Below are 16,357 nucleotides of genomic sequence, written 5' to 3'. Positions count from 1 at the left end.
TTAGCTAGGATTTATGCAACCTTTAATCGACGAGCCGAAGTCTCGCTACCTATTGATGGTAGAAGATACTGCCTCCGTTGCTGCGTTGTATCGCTCGTACCTTTCTCCTTTGGGGATCGATATCAATATCGTTGGCAATGGCCGCGACGCGATTCAAAGCTTAGAGCATCGGACGCCTGATCTAATACTTCTCGACCTGCGTCTTCCCGACATGACAGGTATGGATGTGTTGGACGCCGTAAAAAAATTCAATCCCGATGTGCCGATCATCTTTATGACGGCGCACGGTTCTATCGACATTGCGGTAGACGCGATGCAACACGGGGCGCAAGACTTCTTGATCAAACCCTGTGAGGCAGACCGTCTGCGCGTCACGGTCACCAACGCTATCCGCAAAGCCTCTAAGCTGCGTGATGAGATCAATGATACCGGCAGCCCGAGTTATCAAGGTTTTATCGGTAGTAGCCAACCAATGCAAGCCGTTTACCGTACTATCGACTCTGCCGCATCCAGTAAAGCCAGTATTTTTATCACAGGCGAAAGTGGTACCGGTAAAGAGGTATGCGCCGAAGCCATTCACGCGGCGAGTAAGCGTGGTGATAAGCCGTTCATCGCCATTAACTGTGCTGCGATTCCTAAAGATTTGATTGAGAGTGAACTGTTTGGTCACGTGAAAGGCGCTTTTACCGGCGCGGCGGTAGACAGACAAGGTGCGGCAGAGCTCGCCGATGGAGGAACGCTATTCCTCGATGAGCTCTGTGAGATGGATCTTGACCTACAAACCAAGTTATTGCGATTTATCCAAACAGGTACGTTCCAGAAGGTTGGTTCTTCTCGAATGAAGAAAGTGGATGTGCGCTTCGTGTGTGCAACCAACCGAGATCCCTGGAAAGAGGTACAAGAAGGGCGCTTTAGGGAAGACTTGTACTATCGCTTGTACGTTATTCCACTTCATCTACCGCCACTTCGAGACCGTGAAGAGGACGTAATTGAGATTGCGTATTCGCTGCTGGGCTTTATGTCCCACGAAGAAGGAAAAAGCTTTGTTCGTTTTTCGCAGGACGTGATAGAGCGATTTATTCAATATGAATGGCCGGGTAACGTACGTCAGTTGCAGAATGTGCTTCGAAATGTGGTTGTGCTGAACCATGGCAAGGAAATTACCTTGGACATGTTACCTCCACCATTGAATATACCTGTCGTCGTAAGTAAGCCCGCAGCTACTATTACGTCGTCGTTTGGCCCTCAGGATATACAGCCGTTGTGGCAAACTGAGCGCCGTACCATCGAGCAGGCGATTGAAGCGTGTGATGGGAATATTCCTCAAGCTGCTAAGTACTTAGATGTTAGTCCATCGACTATCTATAGAAAAATCCAAGCATGGAATGCGAGTGAGAATAAAGTATGACACTTATGAATCGAGAGCGAGTCGATCAGCTTACTAAGGAAATTGGACCTGACAATATTCCAATTCTTTTGGGAATTTTTACCGGCGAACTAGTGACGTATCAAGAGCAGCTTTCTTCAGGTGCGCTTGAAGATAAGCTAACCCAGTTGGCGGAAATTTGTCATGCGCTTAAAAGCAGCGCGGCAAGTTTTGGAGCGGAGCCGCTATGTCAGCTAGCTATCGAGGTCGACACCTTATCTAAGCAGGATAATCTGCCTCATGACCAAGCATTAATCGACAAAGTACTGGCGTTGCTCGACAAGACGCACTCTACTTATATGTCGTTTTTGGCTGAGCTGGAATCATAACAAAGGGCTGTGTTTACACAGCCCTTTTTCGATGCTCACTTCGATTATTGCAACAGTGATTCTATCGCGGCTTTGAGTTTTGAACGGTCGTGACGCCAATCTCTATTTGGTGATGCAAGCGGCAAAGTGACGCAATTCCATTCTGAACAAATGTCAGGATGCGCTTCTTCTCCCAAGATAACGTCGAGCTTTCTACCTTGTAATGCACGCTCACACCATTTCAGTTTTTGCTCTAGCGTCATGCGACCCGCAGGTCCATACTCCGGCGATAAGTTCTCCACAAATACCACCTTTGCGTTGGTGTTTTTGGCTATGGCTTGGCTTAAATCCGCTAGCAGTAGTGGAGGCATGATACTGGTCAGAAAACTACCCGGACCGAGAACAATGCAATCAGCCTGTGCTACTGCATCGATCGCTTCTTTGGTTGCTGGGACGAAAGGCTCAAGGTCAAGGCGCTGTAAGTCTTGTTCCATCTCATCAACTGACGTTTCGCCCGTCACCCACTTACCATCCACCGACAGTGCTTTTAAGTCTGAAGGATGCTCCGACATGGGGATAATATTGACGTCCACTTTCAAAAGGTCACGGATAAGCTCAATGGCTTCTAAAGGTCGAACGGATAAATTGTCGAGCGCCGTCAGCATAAGGTTGCCAAGGTTATGCCCGTTTAGGTCCCCAGTTCCTTTAAAGCGATACTCAAACATCATTGAACCAATGGATGGGTCGGTAATGAGCTGGTTGATACAGTTGCGCGTGTCTCCCCATGCAATGCCACCTTGGCACTCACGAATGCGACCAGTCGAACCGCCATTGTCTGTAGTGGCCACAATGCCGGTAGCATTGGAACCAAAATCTTTGAGTGCAGCCAACATTCTGCCAAGTCCGTGGCCCCCGCCAATCGCCACGACTTTTTTTGATGAATATATGCTCATCTTATTCTTCTTTTATGTTATCGAGTTGTCGTAACATAGGGTAAATTGTTCATTTACGATACTCAACTATAATAAAAATGACGAATAAGTAAGGTTTTTTGATTAGAGAACTGGAAAACCCCTTCGTTATTAAGTATTTTAATCGCACGCTGTTAATGCTCTAAGAGCGTTAATTGCCATAACTCCGAGCTCACGACGCTAAGTCTTCTGATGAAATCATTCAAGATAAGCGTGTTGAGCCAGTGACAGATTGGTCACAAGGGCTTGATTGGAAATGATCACGCCTCCCGTGTTTGGAAAGGTGTTCCGTGGCGCAACAATTCGAAGATAAATTCCATCGCAAGTTTTATTACTTGCGCTTGTCGGTTACAGATGTCTGTAATTTCCGATGTACATACTGCCTCCCTGATGGCTACAAACCACCCGGTCAAAAAAGACCGGCATTTTTGACGCTACCTGAAATTAAGCGTGTCGTAACTGCGTTTGCAGATTGCGGTACGTCGAAGGTGCGTATTACTGGTGGTGAGCCAAGTCTCAGGAAGGACTTTCCTCAGATCATTGAAACGGTCGCTAATACTCCGGGTATCACTAAAGTCGCGACGACGACGAATGGCTATCGCATGGCGAAGCAAGTGGATACTTGGCAGCAAGCGGGTTTGACACACATTAATGTCAGTGTCGACAGCTTAGATCCACGCATGTTCCATCAGATCACCGGTGAAAATAAGTTTACCGAGGTGATGAATGGTATCGACCGTGCGTTTGAAATAGGTTACGAGCAGGTCAAGGTTAACGTTGTATTGATGAAAGATCTCAATGCAAAAGAGCTGCCTTCGTTCCTCAATTGGATCAAAGGCCGTCCTATTCAACTTCGGTTTATCGAACTCATGCAGACGGGTGAAATGGACGAATTGTTCCAAAACCACCATGTGTCAGGTGTCGATATCCGCAACCAACTTATCGCTAACGGATGGATACTCAAGGCGCGTCAGAAAAACGACGGTCCTGCACAGGTATTTGTTCATGCCGATTACAAAGGCGAGATTGGGTTGATCATGCCGTATGAGAAGAACTTCTGTGAAAGTTGTAATCGCTTACGTGTTTCCGCTATGGGCAAGCTGCATCTTTGCTTGTTTGGCGAACATGGCGTTGAGCTACGCGACTTGCTACAAGAAGACGCTCAAGAGCAAGCGCTGATCGAGCGCATCCAAGCACAATTACAGACCAAGTCGGTCAGTCACTTCCTACATGATGGTAATTCGGGAATGACGCCTCACTTGGCATCTATCGGCGGCTAACTCTAGCCGTTGACGTTACGTTTACAGTTTTTATAGGGTGAAAAATCATGGGTCACGCAGAGAGCAAATTTGTGCCTGCGAATATCGCAGTGCTAACCGTTTCAGACACACGTACTGAAGAGAACGATACGTCGGGTCGCTACCTCGTTGAGAATTTACAGGAAGCGGGCCACACGCTTGCGGACAAGAAAATCGTTATTGATGACATCTACCAAATTCGCGCTGTGGTCTCACAGTGGATTGCGGATGAGAGCGTTCAAGCAGTGATGATTACTGGCGGTACTGGCTTCACCTCTCGCGATAGCACGCCAGAAGCGCTGGTTCCTCTGTTCGATAAGCAAGTAGAAGGCTTTGGTGAGCTATTCCGTGCGGTATCGTATGAAGAGATCGGCACCTCTACGATTCAGTCGCGCGCGATTGCGGGCTTTGCGAATCACACTGTTATCTTTGCTATGCCAGGCTCAACAGGTGCGTGTCGTACTGGTTGGACGAAGATCATCAAGCAGCAGCTAGATGCGAGCCACCGTCCATGTAACTTTATGCCTCACCTAACTAAGTAATTGTTGAGGTAAACCATGTCGGAATTTACTCATATTAATGCATCGGGCGAGGCCAACATGGTCGACGTCTCGGCAAAAGCAGAGACGGTTCGAGAAGCGCGAGCGGAAGCTTTCGTCCATATGGCACCAGAAACGCTGAAAATGATCACCTCTGGTAATCATCACAAGGGTGATGTGTTCGCGACAGCGCGCATTGCTGGTATTCAAGCGGCAAAGAAAACTTGGGATTTGATCCCACTGTGTCACCCGTTGTTGCTGTCTAAAGTCGAAGTGCAACTTGAAGCGCTTGAAGATGAGAATAAAGTACGCATCGAGTCAGTCTGTAAACTAGCAGGTAAGACAGGTGTTGAGATGGAAGCACTAACCGCAGCATCCGTCGCCGCTCTGACGATTTACGATATGTGCAAAGCGGTACAAAAAGACATGGTCATCGACAGCGTTCGATTGTTGGAAAAAACTGGCGGTAAGTCAGGACACTTTAAGGTCGAATCATGATTAAAGTACTCTTTTTTGCACAAACTCGAGAACTGGTGGGCGTAGACAGTGTCGACCTAGACATGGATTTTGCTACAGTTGAAGATATTCGTGCTCACTTGGCGACACAAGAAGGCAAGTGGGATCTGGCTCTTGAGCCAGGCAAGCTGCTTGCTGCCGTCAACCAAGATATCATGCCTCTCGATTCTGCTGTGAAAGACGGCGATGAAGTCGCTTTCTTCCCTCCCGTCACTGGGGGTTAATATGACTATTCGAGTATCTGTTCAACGTGAAGATTTCTCTGTCGGTGACGAGTATGAAGCATTGGCGCAGGGTACGGCCTCAGGCGCTATTGTGACTTTCACAGGCAAAGTGCGCGACATGAACTTGGGTGATAATGTGGTCGGCATGTCACTTGAACACTATCCAGGAATGACAGAGCGTTCTTTGGAAAAGATCTGCGATGAAGCGGAATCACGCTGGATGCTAAATGGAATTCGCGTTATCCACCGCGTTGGTGACCTTGATGCTGGTGACCAGATTGTGTTTGTTGGCGTCTCCAGTGCCCACCGTGGCAGTGCTTTTGAGGCGTGTGAGTTCATTATGGACTATCTGAAAACCAAAGCACCATTCTGGAAGAAAGAGCGCACGACAGAGTCAACTCGCTGGGTGGAGTCTCGGGACTCTGATGCACAGGCTGCTGAGCGCTGGCAGAAGTAGCAAAACGAGACTTATCGGTAAACGGAAAAGGGAGTAAGTGTAAATTTACTCCCTTTCTCTTATCGGCTTATATCTTCAATACAAACCGACCACAATTCTATTTAGCCGTCAAAGCAACGCCATCAAAGCGAATACCAGACCACCCGTGTTCGATAAAGTTACGGATGTTTGCGTGGTCGTTGCCATTAGGGTTTTTAAGTACATCATCACGGTAGTACTGACCAAAACACGCTAGCGTTGATTGCTCATCCAGTTCCTTAATTTTCGCAAAAGCAAAAATCTTACAAGAACCATTGTTTTGGCCCGCTTGGTTCTGGGTTTCGCCGTTAGTAAAGCTGACTGGGCTGAACTCAAAATGCTCGTCAATAACCTGCATTGTCTGTTCAAACATGACGTCATTCGGTTGTGTTGCCAGCAACTCTAGAAACTTTTCCATTTTTCCTTTCCTTCGATATTGTTCCGAGTCGGTACTATATCATCAGACAATTGAAAATTGGGCAGGAAGCGAGAAAAACTGAAAGGGAAGGGGTAAGGCTGGTTTTAGCTTTGATTAAAAAGGGGCTCGCGCTAATCTCGAACCCCTGTTAATTGTTCCGTTGGCGACTTCGATAACCTTACTGCTGGTTATCTAAAAAGTCGTATACCGCGCTAATTACGCCAAACTCAGTGTTACTTGGTGCTGAAAAGCGCGCAATTTCTTTGACACCAGGGTGTGCATTTTCCATTGCGTACGAGTAATAGCTCTCTTTAAGCATTTCTGCGTCATTAAAGTAATCACCAAAACTCATGGTTTGTTCATAAGTGAACCCCATCGTCTGCTGCAGGTGACGTATCGCCGCACCCTTTGAGGCGACTTTGTTCATAACATCAAGCCAAATTTTCGCACTCACCACAACCTGGAAGTCGTCACCGAATGTAGGTCGGATTATTGGCTCAATCTGTTCCGCTGAGCCGTTGAAATTAAGCACTGCGATCTTGATGAACTCGTCTTCAACGGTAAGCAGATCCTCAACATACTCGCAGCGGTGGTAATACTTGCTAATCTCTTCGAGTGCGGTGGGATCCTGTGTCTCAATATAAGCCCCTTTCTTGCCGCATAAAACGATGAATGCATCACTAATAGTGCGAGCTTTGGTGATGATCGATGGAACTGAATCACTATCGAGTGTGCAGCTATAAAGTTCTTTACCTTGATGCATCACCAGCGTGCCGTTTTCTGCGATGAACAACATCTCGTCTTGATAGCCTTCAAAGGTATCGTACAGGCTGTAGTACTGACGACCAGACGCGGCTGCGAATAGAATGTTTTCATTCTTTAGTCGTTGAAAAAATTCTGGGAATGCAGGTGGCAGATTGCTGTTTTCGTCAAGCAATGTGCCATCCATGTCGGTGGCGATGAACTTAATAGTATCGGTCATAGGTCGCTAGGTATTCTGAGTGAATGAACAGGGGCAAGAGTATACTCAAATTCAAAGTAGTAGGCAGTAAATTACGGTGTCTCTTAACGCGGAGTTTGCTCTCAGGGTTTCGTGCTTCAAGTCTAAATATACTGTTTTGCACCGTTTTGGTGCTACTAAATGCGCAATAATCGTGAAGCCTTAATTTAAGTGTTAATTAAGTGTCTGAAAATATTGAGCTTATAGGGTTGGACTCAAATTTGCATTTGTTCACTTACGAAAAGCTCGGTGAATGGCTCGAAAGGAGCGTCAAAGCACTGAAGTGAACAAAAACTAACTCGTCAATGGCAAAGGCGCCTCTTCTTGTAACAAGGAGAGGCGCCTTTTTGTTGATATAGCCTGGCTAAAGGAGACGTTATGAAGCCGAGAAGTGTCAATACAACATGTCCGTATTGTGGTGTCGGTTGCGGCCTCGTCGCAAAATGTGTCAGTAATCCAAAAGATGCTTCGACTAAAGGGGATCTTAACCATCCAGCGAATATGGGAGCCTTGTGTGTAAAAGGCTCATCGCTCGATGATAGCCACACCGGACCCGCTAGGCTTCTTTATCCAAAGATCAATGGCAAACAAGCCTCGTGGCAAGAAGCGATCGACACGATTGCGACACGATTTCACGATATTAAGCAGCAGTATGGCGCCGACGCCTTGTCTATGTACGTCTCAGGTCAGTTACTGACGGAGGATTACTATGTAGCAAACAAACTCATGAAGGGTTATGTCGGTACAGCGAATATTGATACCAACTCAAGGTTATGTATGTCTTCTGCCGTTGCTTCCCATGTGCGTGCCTTTGGTGAGGATGTCGTTCCCGTTAATTATGCTGATCTCGAACTTGCCGAGATGATTGTTTTGGTGGGTTCAAATGCGGCGTGGACACACCCGATTGTATTTCGTCGTATCCAGCAGGCGCGTGAGTCGAATCCAAACCTTAAGCTGGTGGTGATCGATCCGCGAAAAACCATGAGTGCTGAGCAGGCAGACCTTCATCTTCCTTTGGAGTCTGACAGTGATGTTGACCTATTTATGGGGCTTGCAAGGTATTGTTTGGATACTGGCACTTTGGATAACGACTATATCGCTGAGCATACCCAAGGTAGTGAATCCTTGCTTGACGCTGCTAAACAAGCGACATGCTCGCTGGAATCAGTCGCGGAAAAAACTCAAGTAGATAGAACACGCCTTAAGCAGTTTTATCATTGGTTCGCCACGAAAAAGAGAGTTATCACCCTCTATTGTCAGGGCGTTAACCAAGCCGAGAATGGGACAGATAAGGGCAACGTTATCATTAACGCACATCTGCTGACGGGAAAAATTGGCAGAGAAGGTTGTGGCCCGTTTTCCATTACCGGGCAGCCGAACGCTATGGGAGGGCGTGAAGTTGGCGGCTTAGCGAACCAACTCGCAGTTCACCGAGGATTTGACCAAGCGTCCATCGACAAAGTAAAAGCCATTTGGCGTGCGCCTAATATGGCGACAAAACCGGGCCTAAAGGCGGTCGACTTGTTTGACGCCATTGAAAAAGGCGAGGTGAAAGCGGTTTGGATCATGGCGACGAATCCAGTGGTTTCACTCCCACAAAGTCACAAAATTAAGCGCGCTCTTAAGAAATGTGAGCTTGTGATTGTCTCCGATATCTGTGTGGATTCCGATATTGCTCAGTACGCAGATATTATCTTGCCAGCAGCAGGCTGGGGTGAAAAACAAGGCATGGTCACCAACTCTGAACGCATGATGTCGAGGCAGCGAGCCTTCTTGCCACTGCGCGGTGAAAGCAAGCCCGATTGGTGGGCGGTGTCTAAAGTCGGTCAAGCGCTGTGTGAGCTAATGAAGGTAGAAGATGGATTTGACTATGAGAGTGAGTATGACATTTTCAAAGAGCATGTTGAGCTCTCCTCTATCAATAGTGACAGCCCACAGCTGTTTGATCTAAGCGAGCTAAGTGCACTGTCGGCAGTCGATTATGCACAGTGGCAGCCTAAACAATGGCCGCTCGATGGTAAGCGTCCGTTCTCAGATGGGCAATTCGCAACGCCAAACGGCCGCGCGAATCTTATCGTTCCAGCAGACTCATTGAGCCAAGTTCCTCGAGGACAGCATCAGTTTGTACTCAACACGGGCCGTGATAGAGACCAGTGGCATACCATGACACGAACCGGTTTCGTGCCGGCTTTGACGCAAAAAGAAACAGAGCCAACGGTCTATCTAAACCCGCTTTCGATAGAACGCGCAGCGCTTAAAACGGGGCAATTGGCTCGACTTGTCGCTCCAGAAAGCCGTGCTGAGATTGTGGCTCGTGTTAAAGAAGACGACGGCTTAGGATTGCATAGTGTTTACCTCTCTATGCACTGGGCGGGTGAGTTTGGTGCAGGCAGCGGCGTTAACCATGTTACTGAGTCTGTAGTCGACCCATTCTCAGGCCAACCAGCGTTCAAATCCTCGTTCGTTGAGGTCGAACCCTTTGCCATCGGTAGTTACTTCGTCGCGATTGGCGAGAACGCTGACAAGCTAGGTGATATCGCGGACTTTTCTTCGATGCAGATTACTGAAGGCGAGGGTCAAAGCCGTAATCTTTGGCGTTACGCTTCTAAATCGGTGTTGAGCAAACAAACATGGACTCAGGCGACGGACGCTGCGTTAAATGGCAAGCTGCTTGTGATGGATACGGAGCATGGCTGGGTAACGCTAAGCTGTGCCAATGACGCCGCTCTCACGGTAAAAAGCTTTGTTCAAGTAGAGGATAAGGCGTTTGACGCTGATGTAGCGCAAATTACTCAACTTATTGGTCAGCCGTTTTCGCTTTCTAAAACCCTGAAAGCGATTCAGAACGAAGCACCGAGTAAGCTCGTTTGCAGCTGTTTTAGAGTCACAGAAAAGCAGATTGTCGATGCGATACAAACGCAGAACCACACCACTGTCGCCCAGTTGCAAGGGCAGCTTAAATGTGGAAGTAACTGTGGTTCGTGCCTGCCAGAAGTAGAGAAGTTGGTGAATCAGCATCACCAACAGTCAGAACAAATAGATGTCGTTGTGAAGTAAGGAGACGTAGGATGAACACTCAAAGGAATGAGCAAGCATACCGTCCTCATCAACAGCAAGATGCAGGGTTTATTGATGAACTGCCACGCAAGGGTGGCAAAGGGTTTGTATCGATTGTTGGTGCTGGGCCAGGTGACCCTGACTTATTGACCATGGCCGCGCATAAGCGAATTCAAAACGCGGATATCGTGGTTTATGACCGCTTAGTCAGTCAGTCGATATTGGATCTTATTCCAGCATCGACACTGCGTTTCTATGTGGGTAAACGTTGTGGGATGCCAAGCCTTAATCAAGAGTCAATCAATGAGATCCTCAAAGACTGCGGTCAAAAAGGCTATCGTGCAGTGAGACTAAAAGGGGGGTGACCCGTTTGTGTTTGGTCGCGGTGGCGAAGAAGCGCTTGCGCTGAAGTCGGCCAACATTGCGTTTGAAGTCATTCCTGGCATTACCGCAGCGCTTGGCTGCTCTTCTAGTGCCTTGATACCGCTTACCCACCGCAAGGTGGCACGAAGCGTCACCTTAGTCACGGGGAATGTCGTCTCTGGTGCGCTCCCTGCTTGGTCGTCGTTAATTGCTCAAGGGCAGACCTTAGTGTGCTATATGGGGCTCGAAAAAAGCCGAGAGATACAAACAGGACTGCTAGACTCAGGGTTAAGCCCAAATACGCCAGTAGCGATTATTGGTAAAGGTTGTAGCCCAGAGCAGGAAGTATATACTTTCGAATTATCACAGTTAAATCAGATAGCTGACCAGCTTCGCGGCTTGAGCCCTGCTTTGATGATCATCGGTGAAGTGGTATCGATTCGTCAGGAGCTTCTCGATGTGGCGCAGGAGTATGCTGTTGCTTAGCTTTTTCATTGTAAGTAGAGCATAGTCATAATAAGCAGCACATAGTAGCGGTCAAATACAAGAAGTAGGAGAGGATGTGTCGTTAATTCAAGAATGTATACGTACCGTGGGTCGCGGTTCTCGAGGACGAGGTCCACTCACACAAACTCAAGCCAGAGAAGTAATGCAAGCCTATCTGGCTGGTGAGGTTGGTGATGATCAAATGGCCATGCTGATGATGCTCATCCGCGTTCGCGATGAGACGCCAGAAGAGATCGCGGGCTTCGTGCAAGCTCTTAAGAGTACCCAAGATCAGTTTGCCGACCTTGACTGGCCGCTTTATGCAGGCAAACGCACAGGACAAACCTCAGGCTTACCGTGGCACCTAGTCGCAGCCAAAATTCTGGCAGACAGTGGAGTGAAGATATTACTGCACGGCGACTTAGACAAGATGCACAATCGTCTGCATGCCCGTGATTTTCTTCGTCATCTTAATATCAATACCGCAGCTAACTTAGATGAGGCGAAAACCCTGCTTGAGCAGTTTAACATCGCGTATCTACCCTTAGAGAACTTCCTGCCTCAGGTTAAAGTGATGCTCGATTGGAAGCATCGCTACGGTCTTAGAACGCCGATCAATACCGTTGCAAGGGCTCTCAACCCAGCAAATGCACCGTTTGCACTGCGAGGTAGCTTCCACCCAGGGTTTCAAGAGCTGCATGCCAAGGTTGAATCGTTAGTTCACTTACAGTCGGAGCAGACTCAGCGAACAGTATCGTTTAAAGGTCAATCTGGTGAGACGGAGTACAACCCTAAGGTTAGCCAAACCATCTGGTGGGCGGAAGACGGCAAGGTGAACTCTCACTACGTAGAAGAGACGATGACCACTCAGCCCGTGATTCCTTGTCCACTGGGAACCGGTGAAGATGAGCAAGACATGATGGCGAACACCATCATCAGTACGCTGACGATAGCGCTATTTACACTTTCTGGCGACTGGGAAAGCGCGGAATCAAAAGCAAAAACACTTTGGCACACATATTGCGATGGTCTAACGAGTGAAGGAACACTATGTTAGGAAAATCGTATGCCAAAAACACCCGTCTTAGTTTGCTGCGACTCTATTGCAGAACAGGCGCATATTAGCGCAAGGCTTGCCAAAGACTTCGACAAAATCATGGGCTGCCAGCTATCTCAGCTGGAGTCCATGCTTGAAAAAGAACCCTCTGCCACGCTGGTTATCTCGTGGCAGCAACCTTGTGCTGAACTCTCGCTTATCATGGATGCCGCAAAGCAGAGACAGCGCCCCCTTCTTGTTATTCTAAAACAACTAAATGAGAATGATATCAATCGCTTACCTGTTGGAAATGATTACGTATTGCTGCCTCATGATTCACAGTTTGAGCTCAGCGCGTGGGTGGTTCATGCAAGACAGGTACGTGAGAAATCGATTCAAGACGACCAGAAACTTGAAGCGCTTAACCTAAAGCTAGAAGAGCGTAAGCTTATTGAAAAAGCCAAAGGTTTGTTGATGAAGCATCATCATCTCGATGAGCAGACCGCCTTCTCGGCACTTCGAAAATCGTCCATGCAGTCGAGCTTATCGCTTGCTCAAGTCTCGAAGAACCTCATCCACACCCTAGAGTCCATCAGCCTTTAGCTACTACTTTGGGGTTAGTGATAATTCATTCAATTGGTGCACGGTGCACACTGGCGAAGCAAAATTTAACCAACAAAGTAACTAAATTTAACTAAAGTGCTGATAAATATAAATAAATACATTTTGGCACGCATATTGAAAGACTAATATCAAACACAATACCCCCGCCCCTTAGTGGGCAGCTCCTGAAATCATCAACGGCGGTGAAGTGAAGGTTGGCGACGGCGTTACTGCTTATACATAGGCTCTATTGCTTATTGATAGCAGTAGCGCCTTTTTTTTTGGAAAAATTTTTAAGCATCACACGGAGAGAGTGTTATGAAGAAATGGACTCAACTAGGAACTCAAATCGGTAAGACGTTTCATCGCGTCAGCACCGCAACAATCGCGACAGCAACGCTACTTGTTGGCACATCAGCATGGGCTGAATTGGGCGAGCCAGAAATCGAAGAGCTGAAGTTTGGCTTCATCAAGCTGACCGATATGGCGCCGCTTGCCGTCGCATACGAGAAAGGCTTCTTTGAGGACGAAGGTCTTTACGTGACGCTAGAAGCGCAAGCGAACTGGAAGGTACTGCTAGACCGTGTGATTGACGGTGAACTTGATGGCGCACACATGCTGGCTGGTCAGCCGTTAGGTGCAACCATAGGTATTGGTACCAAAGCAGAAGTCATCACGGCATTTAGCATGGACTTAAACGGTAATGCGATTACGGTTTCTAACAAAACTTGGTCGGCGATGAAGCCACACCTTGAGATGCAAGCGGATGGTAAACCGGTTCACCCAATCAAAGCCGATGCGCTAAAGCCTGTGGTTGAGGGTTACCTAGATGAAGGTAAACCGTTCAATATGGGTATGGTGTTCCCAGTATCCACACATAACTATGAACTGCGCTACTGGCTCGCAGCTGGTGGTATTCACCCTGGTTACTATGCACCAAAATCCGGTGATAACAGCGGTCAAGTGAATGCCGATGTTCTGCTTAGCGTGACACCGCCACCACAAATGCCAGCGACCATGGAAGCGGGCACGATTGAAGGCTACTGCGTAGGCGAACCGTGGAACCAACAAGCGGTATTTAAGGGTATTGGTGTACCAGTCGTGACCGACTACGAGATCTGGAAAAACAACCCAGAGAAGGTATTTGGTGTATCGAAGTCTTGGGCTGAAGAAAACCCAAATACTCATATCCGTGTTGTAAAAGCGCTTATCCGTGCTGCGCATTGGTTGGATGAGAATAACAACGCAAACCGTGAAGAGGCCGTGAAGATCCTTGCCAAGAGTGCTTATGTAGGTGCGGATGCTGAAGTTATCGCTAACAGCATGACAGGTACGTTCGAATACGAGAAAGGCGATAAGCGTGATGTACCTGACTTTAACGTGTTCTTCCGCCACAACGCGACATACCCATACTACAGTGACGCGATTTGGTACCTAACACAGATGCGTCGTTGGGGTCAGATTGCTGATTCACAGGATGATGAGTGGTACATGAACATCGCGAAGGAAGTATACCGTCCTGACATCTATCAACAAGCGGCTGAAGCCTTGGTAGAAGATGGCGTACTAACGTCGAAAGACTTCCCTGATTTTAAATCTGAAGATGGCTTCCGTGCCCCTCAGAAACACTTTATCGACAACATCGTCTACGACGGCACTAAACCTAACGCTTACCTTGAGAAATTCTCAATCGGTCTGAAAGGCAAAGACAAGGTTTAAGCATTAGGTCAACGGAATGATTGCAGTAATAGCTAAGGAGTAAAGGCGATGGCAACGAACGTAATATCACTGAAGCCAAGCCGTGAAATGGTGGTGAACCGCAGCCGAGTGCTGCTGTTCCCCCTCATCGGGATTCTTTGTTTCCTAATGATGTGGCATTTGGCAGCGAGACAGGTTGAAACGTCACTGGGTACCCTTCCAGGTCCCGTTCAAACGTTTGAACAATTTAAAAACCTAGCTGCGGAGCATGTAGAGGAGCGTGAGAAAGCGGAAGCTTTCGTTGAGCGTCAGGAAAAACGCAACGCAGCAAAACTGGCGAAAAACCCAGACGCGGAAGTGAAGATCCGCCCATACACGGGTAAACCGACTTTCTTTGACCAGATTGGAACGTCATTGATTACGGTGGCAGGTGGTTTCATCCTCGCTTCGGTCATCGCGATTCCACTCGGTATCGTCCTTGGCTTAAATCAAGGGGTTTATCAGGCATTTAACCCAATCATTCAACTACTTAAGCCAGTTTCACCGTTGGCATGGCTACCGATTGTGACCATGGTAGTGAGTGCGACTTATGTCAGTGACGATCCACTGTTTGCTAAGTCATTCGTCAACTCACTGATTACCGTTGCGCTATGTAGCTTGTGGCCAACTTTGATTAATACCGCTGTGGGTGTAACGAGCGTAGACAAGGATCTTCTTAACGTAAGCAAGGTGCTTAAGCTCTCTTGGTGGCAACACATTCGCACAATCGTTCTACCGTCAGCGATCCCAATGATTTTTACCGGTCTTCGCTTATCACTCGGTATCGCATGGATGGTACTGATTGCGGCAGAAATGCTGGCGCAGAACCCAGGTCTAGGCAAGTTTGTTTGGGATGAGTTCCAGAACGGCAGCTCAGCATCGCTAGGCCGAATTATGGTGGCGGTATTTGCTATCGGTTTAATTGGCCTGTTACTAGACCGTGGCATGTTGCTACTACAAAAACACTTTTCTTGGAATAAACAACAATCGCTCCGCTAACTAGGTAGCCACCACACTAACGAGTGATACCTAGACGAATGGAATAAGGAAGTTACTGATGTCGAAACCTTTACTTGACCTGACCCAGCTTGGAATGCGGTTCCCTACGCCACAAGGGGAGTTTGTGGCACTGAAAAACGTTAATTTACAGATACAAAAAGGCGAGTTTATCTCTCTGATTGGTCACTCTGGCTGTGGTAAGTCTACCGTGCTGAACTTGGTCGCTGGGCTTCACTTCCCAACCGATGGTGGTGTTATCGTTGATGGACGAGAAGTGGATGGCCCTGGGCCTGAGCGTGCTGTGGTGTTCCAAAACCACTCGCTTCTGCCATGGCTAACAGTATACGAGAACATTGAGCTTGCCGTTAAGCAGGTAGCGAAGGGCAAAGACAAAGCATGGGTGAAAGAGCAGGTACACCATTATCTTGATCTCGTGGAAATGGATCATGCAGCAGATAAGAAGCCGGATGAAATCTCCGGTGGTATGAAGCAGCGTGTGGGCATTGCTCGCGCCCTAGCACTTAAGCCAAAAGTACTGTTAATGGACGAACCGTTTGGTGCTTTGGATGCATTGACGCGTGCCAAGCTTCAAGATGCCCTAATGGCGATTCAAACTGAGCTCAACAACACCGTGATTATGATTACCCACGATGTGGATGAAGCGGTCTTGCTTTCTGACAAGATTGTCATGATGACCAATGGACCAGCAGCGACCATCGGCGAGGTGTTGGATATTAACCTAGAACGCCCACGTAACCGCGTGGCAATGGCAGACAACCCGCAGTATCAAAAATACCGCCAAGCCGTATTGACCTTCCTATATGAGAAACAGGCGAAAAACGAGCTGTCAGGATCGGTCGAAATCAGCAAACAGAAAGACGCGAAGAAAAGCGCATAGGGA

General features: G+C 47.8%; 16 protein-coding genes, 1 pseudogene and 1 riboswitch. Of the genes and pseudogenes, 14 read left to right on the top strand and 3 right to left on the bottom strand.

The genetic code is table 11. From position 1 onward, the window contains the following. Window positions 1-13 precede the first annotated feature (13 nt). Together luxO and AC6I8Y_RS11600 are read left to right on the top strand one after the other, a co-directional pair. Window positions 14-1,408, top strand: coding sequence for a quorum-sensing sigma-54 dependent transcriptional regulator LuxO (luxO, locus tag AC6I8Y_RS11605; RefSeq protein WP_234495474.1), 1,395 nt, complete (start codon window positions 14-16; stop codon window positions 1,406-1,408). Next, window positions 1,405-1,755: an Hpt domain-containing protein gene (locus tag AC6I8Y_RS11600; protein WP_498020231.1), complete on the top strand. Its 351-nt coding sequence runs from the start codon at window positions 1,405-1,407 to the stop codon at window positions 1,753-1,755. Before luxO ends, AC6I8Y_RS11600 begins: the two co-directional genes overlap by 4 nt. Window positions 1,756-1,799: 44 nt before the next feature. On the opposite strand, the gene AC6I8Y_RS11595 is transcribed toward AC6I8Y_RS11600, so the two are convergent. Continuing rightward, entirely contained in the window at window positions 1,800-2,687 is an 888-nt protein-coding gene (locus AC6I8Y_RS11595; protein WP_394151729.1) for a YvcK family protein, read from the bottom strand. Between the two features lie 170 nt (window positions 2,688-2,857). After that, a riboswitch (molybdenum cofactor riboswitch) is annotated at window positions 2,858-3,007 on the top strand. On the opposite strand from AC6I8Y_RS11595, the gene moaA reads away from it, so the two are divergent. From moaA to moaE, 5 genes are all read left to right on the top strand, one after another. After that, entirely contained in the window at window positions 2,996-3,985 is a 990-nt protein-coding gene (gene moaA / locus AC6I8Y_RS11590; protein ID WP_498020230.1) for a GTP 3',8-cyclase MoaA, read from the top strand. It overlaps the preceding riboswitch by 12 nt. A gap of 47 nt (window positions 3,986-4,032) precedes the next feature. Next, the gene (moaB, locus tag AC6I8Y_RS11585; RefSeq protein WP_042476651.1) at window positions 4,033-4,545 is read left to right on the top strand and encodes a molybdenum cofactor biosynthesis protein B; all 513 of its coding nucleotides are present in this window, start codon (window positions 4,033-4,035) and stop codon (window positions 4,543-4,545) included. Between the two features lie 15 nt (window positions 4,546-4,560). Then, complete coding sequence (gene moaC, locus AC6I8Y_RS11580) at window positions 4,561-5,040, top strand: cyclic pyranopterin monophosphate synthase MoaC (RefSeq protein ID WP_128648620.1); 480 nt, start codon at window positions 4,561-4,563, stop codon at window positions 5,038-5,040. Beyond that, window positions 5,037-5,282 (top strand): molybdopterin synthase sulfur carrier subunit, encoded by a 246-nt coding sequence (gene moaD, locus AC6I8Y_RS11575; RefSeq protein ID WP_234495478.1) that lies wholly within the window; start codon window positions 5,037-5,039, stop codon window positions 5,280-5,282. Before moaC ends, moaD begins: the two co-directional genes overlap by 4 nt. A gap of 1 nt (window position 5,283) precedes the next feature. After that, complete coding sequence (gene moaE / locus AC6I8Y_RS11570) at window positions 5,284-5,739, top strand: molybdopterin synthase catalytic subunit MoaE (protein ID WP_252011621.1); 456 nt, start codon at window positions 5,284-5,286, stop codon at window positions 5,737-5,739. Window positions 5,740-5,836: 97 nt separating this feature from the next. Here the strand turns inward: moaE and AC6I8Y_RS11565 are convergent, their stop codons facing one another. Beyond that, window positions 5,837-6,175, bottom strand: coding sequence for a HopJ type III effector protein (locus AC6I8Y_RS11565; RefSeq protein ID WP_498020229.1), 339 nt, complete (start codon window positions 6,173-6,175; stop codon window positions 5,837-5,839). Between the two features lie 178 nt (window positions 6,176-6,353). Then, a complete protein-coding gene (locus tag AC6I8Y_RS11560) occupies window positions 6,354-7,157 on the bottom strand; it encodes a Cof-type HAD-IIB family hydrolase (protein WP_498020228.1) in 804 nt (267 codons plus the stop codon). A 396-nt stretch (window positions 7,158-7,553) separates the two neighbouring features. Between AC6I8Y_RS11560 and AC6I8Y_RS11555 the strand changes: the two genes are divergently transcribed. From AC6I8Y_RS11555 to AC6I8Y_RS11525, 7 genes and pseudogenes are all read left to right on the top strand, one after another. After that, window positions 7,554-10,232 (top strand): nitrate reductase, encoded by a 2,679-nt coding sequence (locus tag AC6I8Y_RS11555; protein ID WP_498020227.1) that lies wholly within the window; start codon window positions 7,554-7,556, stop codon window positions 10,230-10,232. Window positions 10,233-10,243: 11 nt separating this feature from the next. Continuing rightward, window positions 10,244-11,081: pseudogene (cobA, locus tag AC6I8Y_RS11550) on the top strand (uroporphyrinogen-III C-methyltransferase). A gap of 76 nt (window positions 11,082-11,157) precedes the next feature. Then, window positions 11,158-12,138 carry a glycosyl transferase family protein gene (locus AC6I8Y_RS11545; protein ID WP_498020226.1) on the top strand — a complete coding sequence of 327 codons (981 nt, stop codon included), beginning with the start codon at window positions 11,158-11,160 and terminating at the stop codon, window positions 12,136-12,138. Between the two features lie 9 nt (window positions 12,139-12,147). Further along, window positions 12,148-12,720 carry an ANTAR domain-containing response regulator gene (locus AC6I8Y_RS11540; RefSeq protein WP_252011628.1) on the top strand — a complete coding sequence of 191 codons (573 nt, stop codon included), beginning with the start codon at window positions 12,148-12,150 and terminating at the stop codon, window positions 12,718-12,720. Window positions 12,721-13,038: 318 nt separating this feature from the next. Then, window positions 13,039-14,439: a CmpA/NrtA family ABC transporter substrate-binding protein gene (locus tag AC6I8Y_RS11535; RefSeq protein ID WP_234495498.1), complete on the top strand. Its 1,401-nt coding sequence runs from the start codon at window positions 13,039-13,041 to the stop codon at window positions 14,437-14,439. 48 nt (window positions 14,440-14,487) lie between these two features. Beyond that, complete coding sequence (locus AC6I8Y_RS11530; RefSeq protein WP_498020225.1) at window positions 14,488-15,456, top strand: ABC transporter permease; 969 nt, start codon at window positions 14,488-14,490, stop codon at window positions 15,454-15,456. A 58-nt stretch (window positions 15,457-15,514) separates the two neighbouring features. Further along, window positions 15,515-16,354: an ABC transporter ATP-binding protein gene (locus AC6I8Y_RS11525; RefSeq protein WP_498020224.1), complete on the top strand. Its 840-nt coding sequence runs from the start codon at window positions 15,515-15,517 to the stop codon at window positions 16,352-16,354. Window positions 16,355-16,357 lie beyond the last annotated feature (3 nt).

The sequence above is a fragment of the Vibrio sp. KUL78 genome (genome assembly GCF_059725505.1).
The sequence above is the reverse complement of the archived record's forward strand: the minus strand, read 5'-3'. Positions and strand labels throughout refer to the sequence as shown.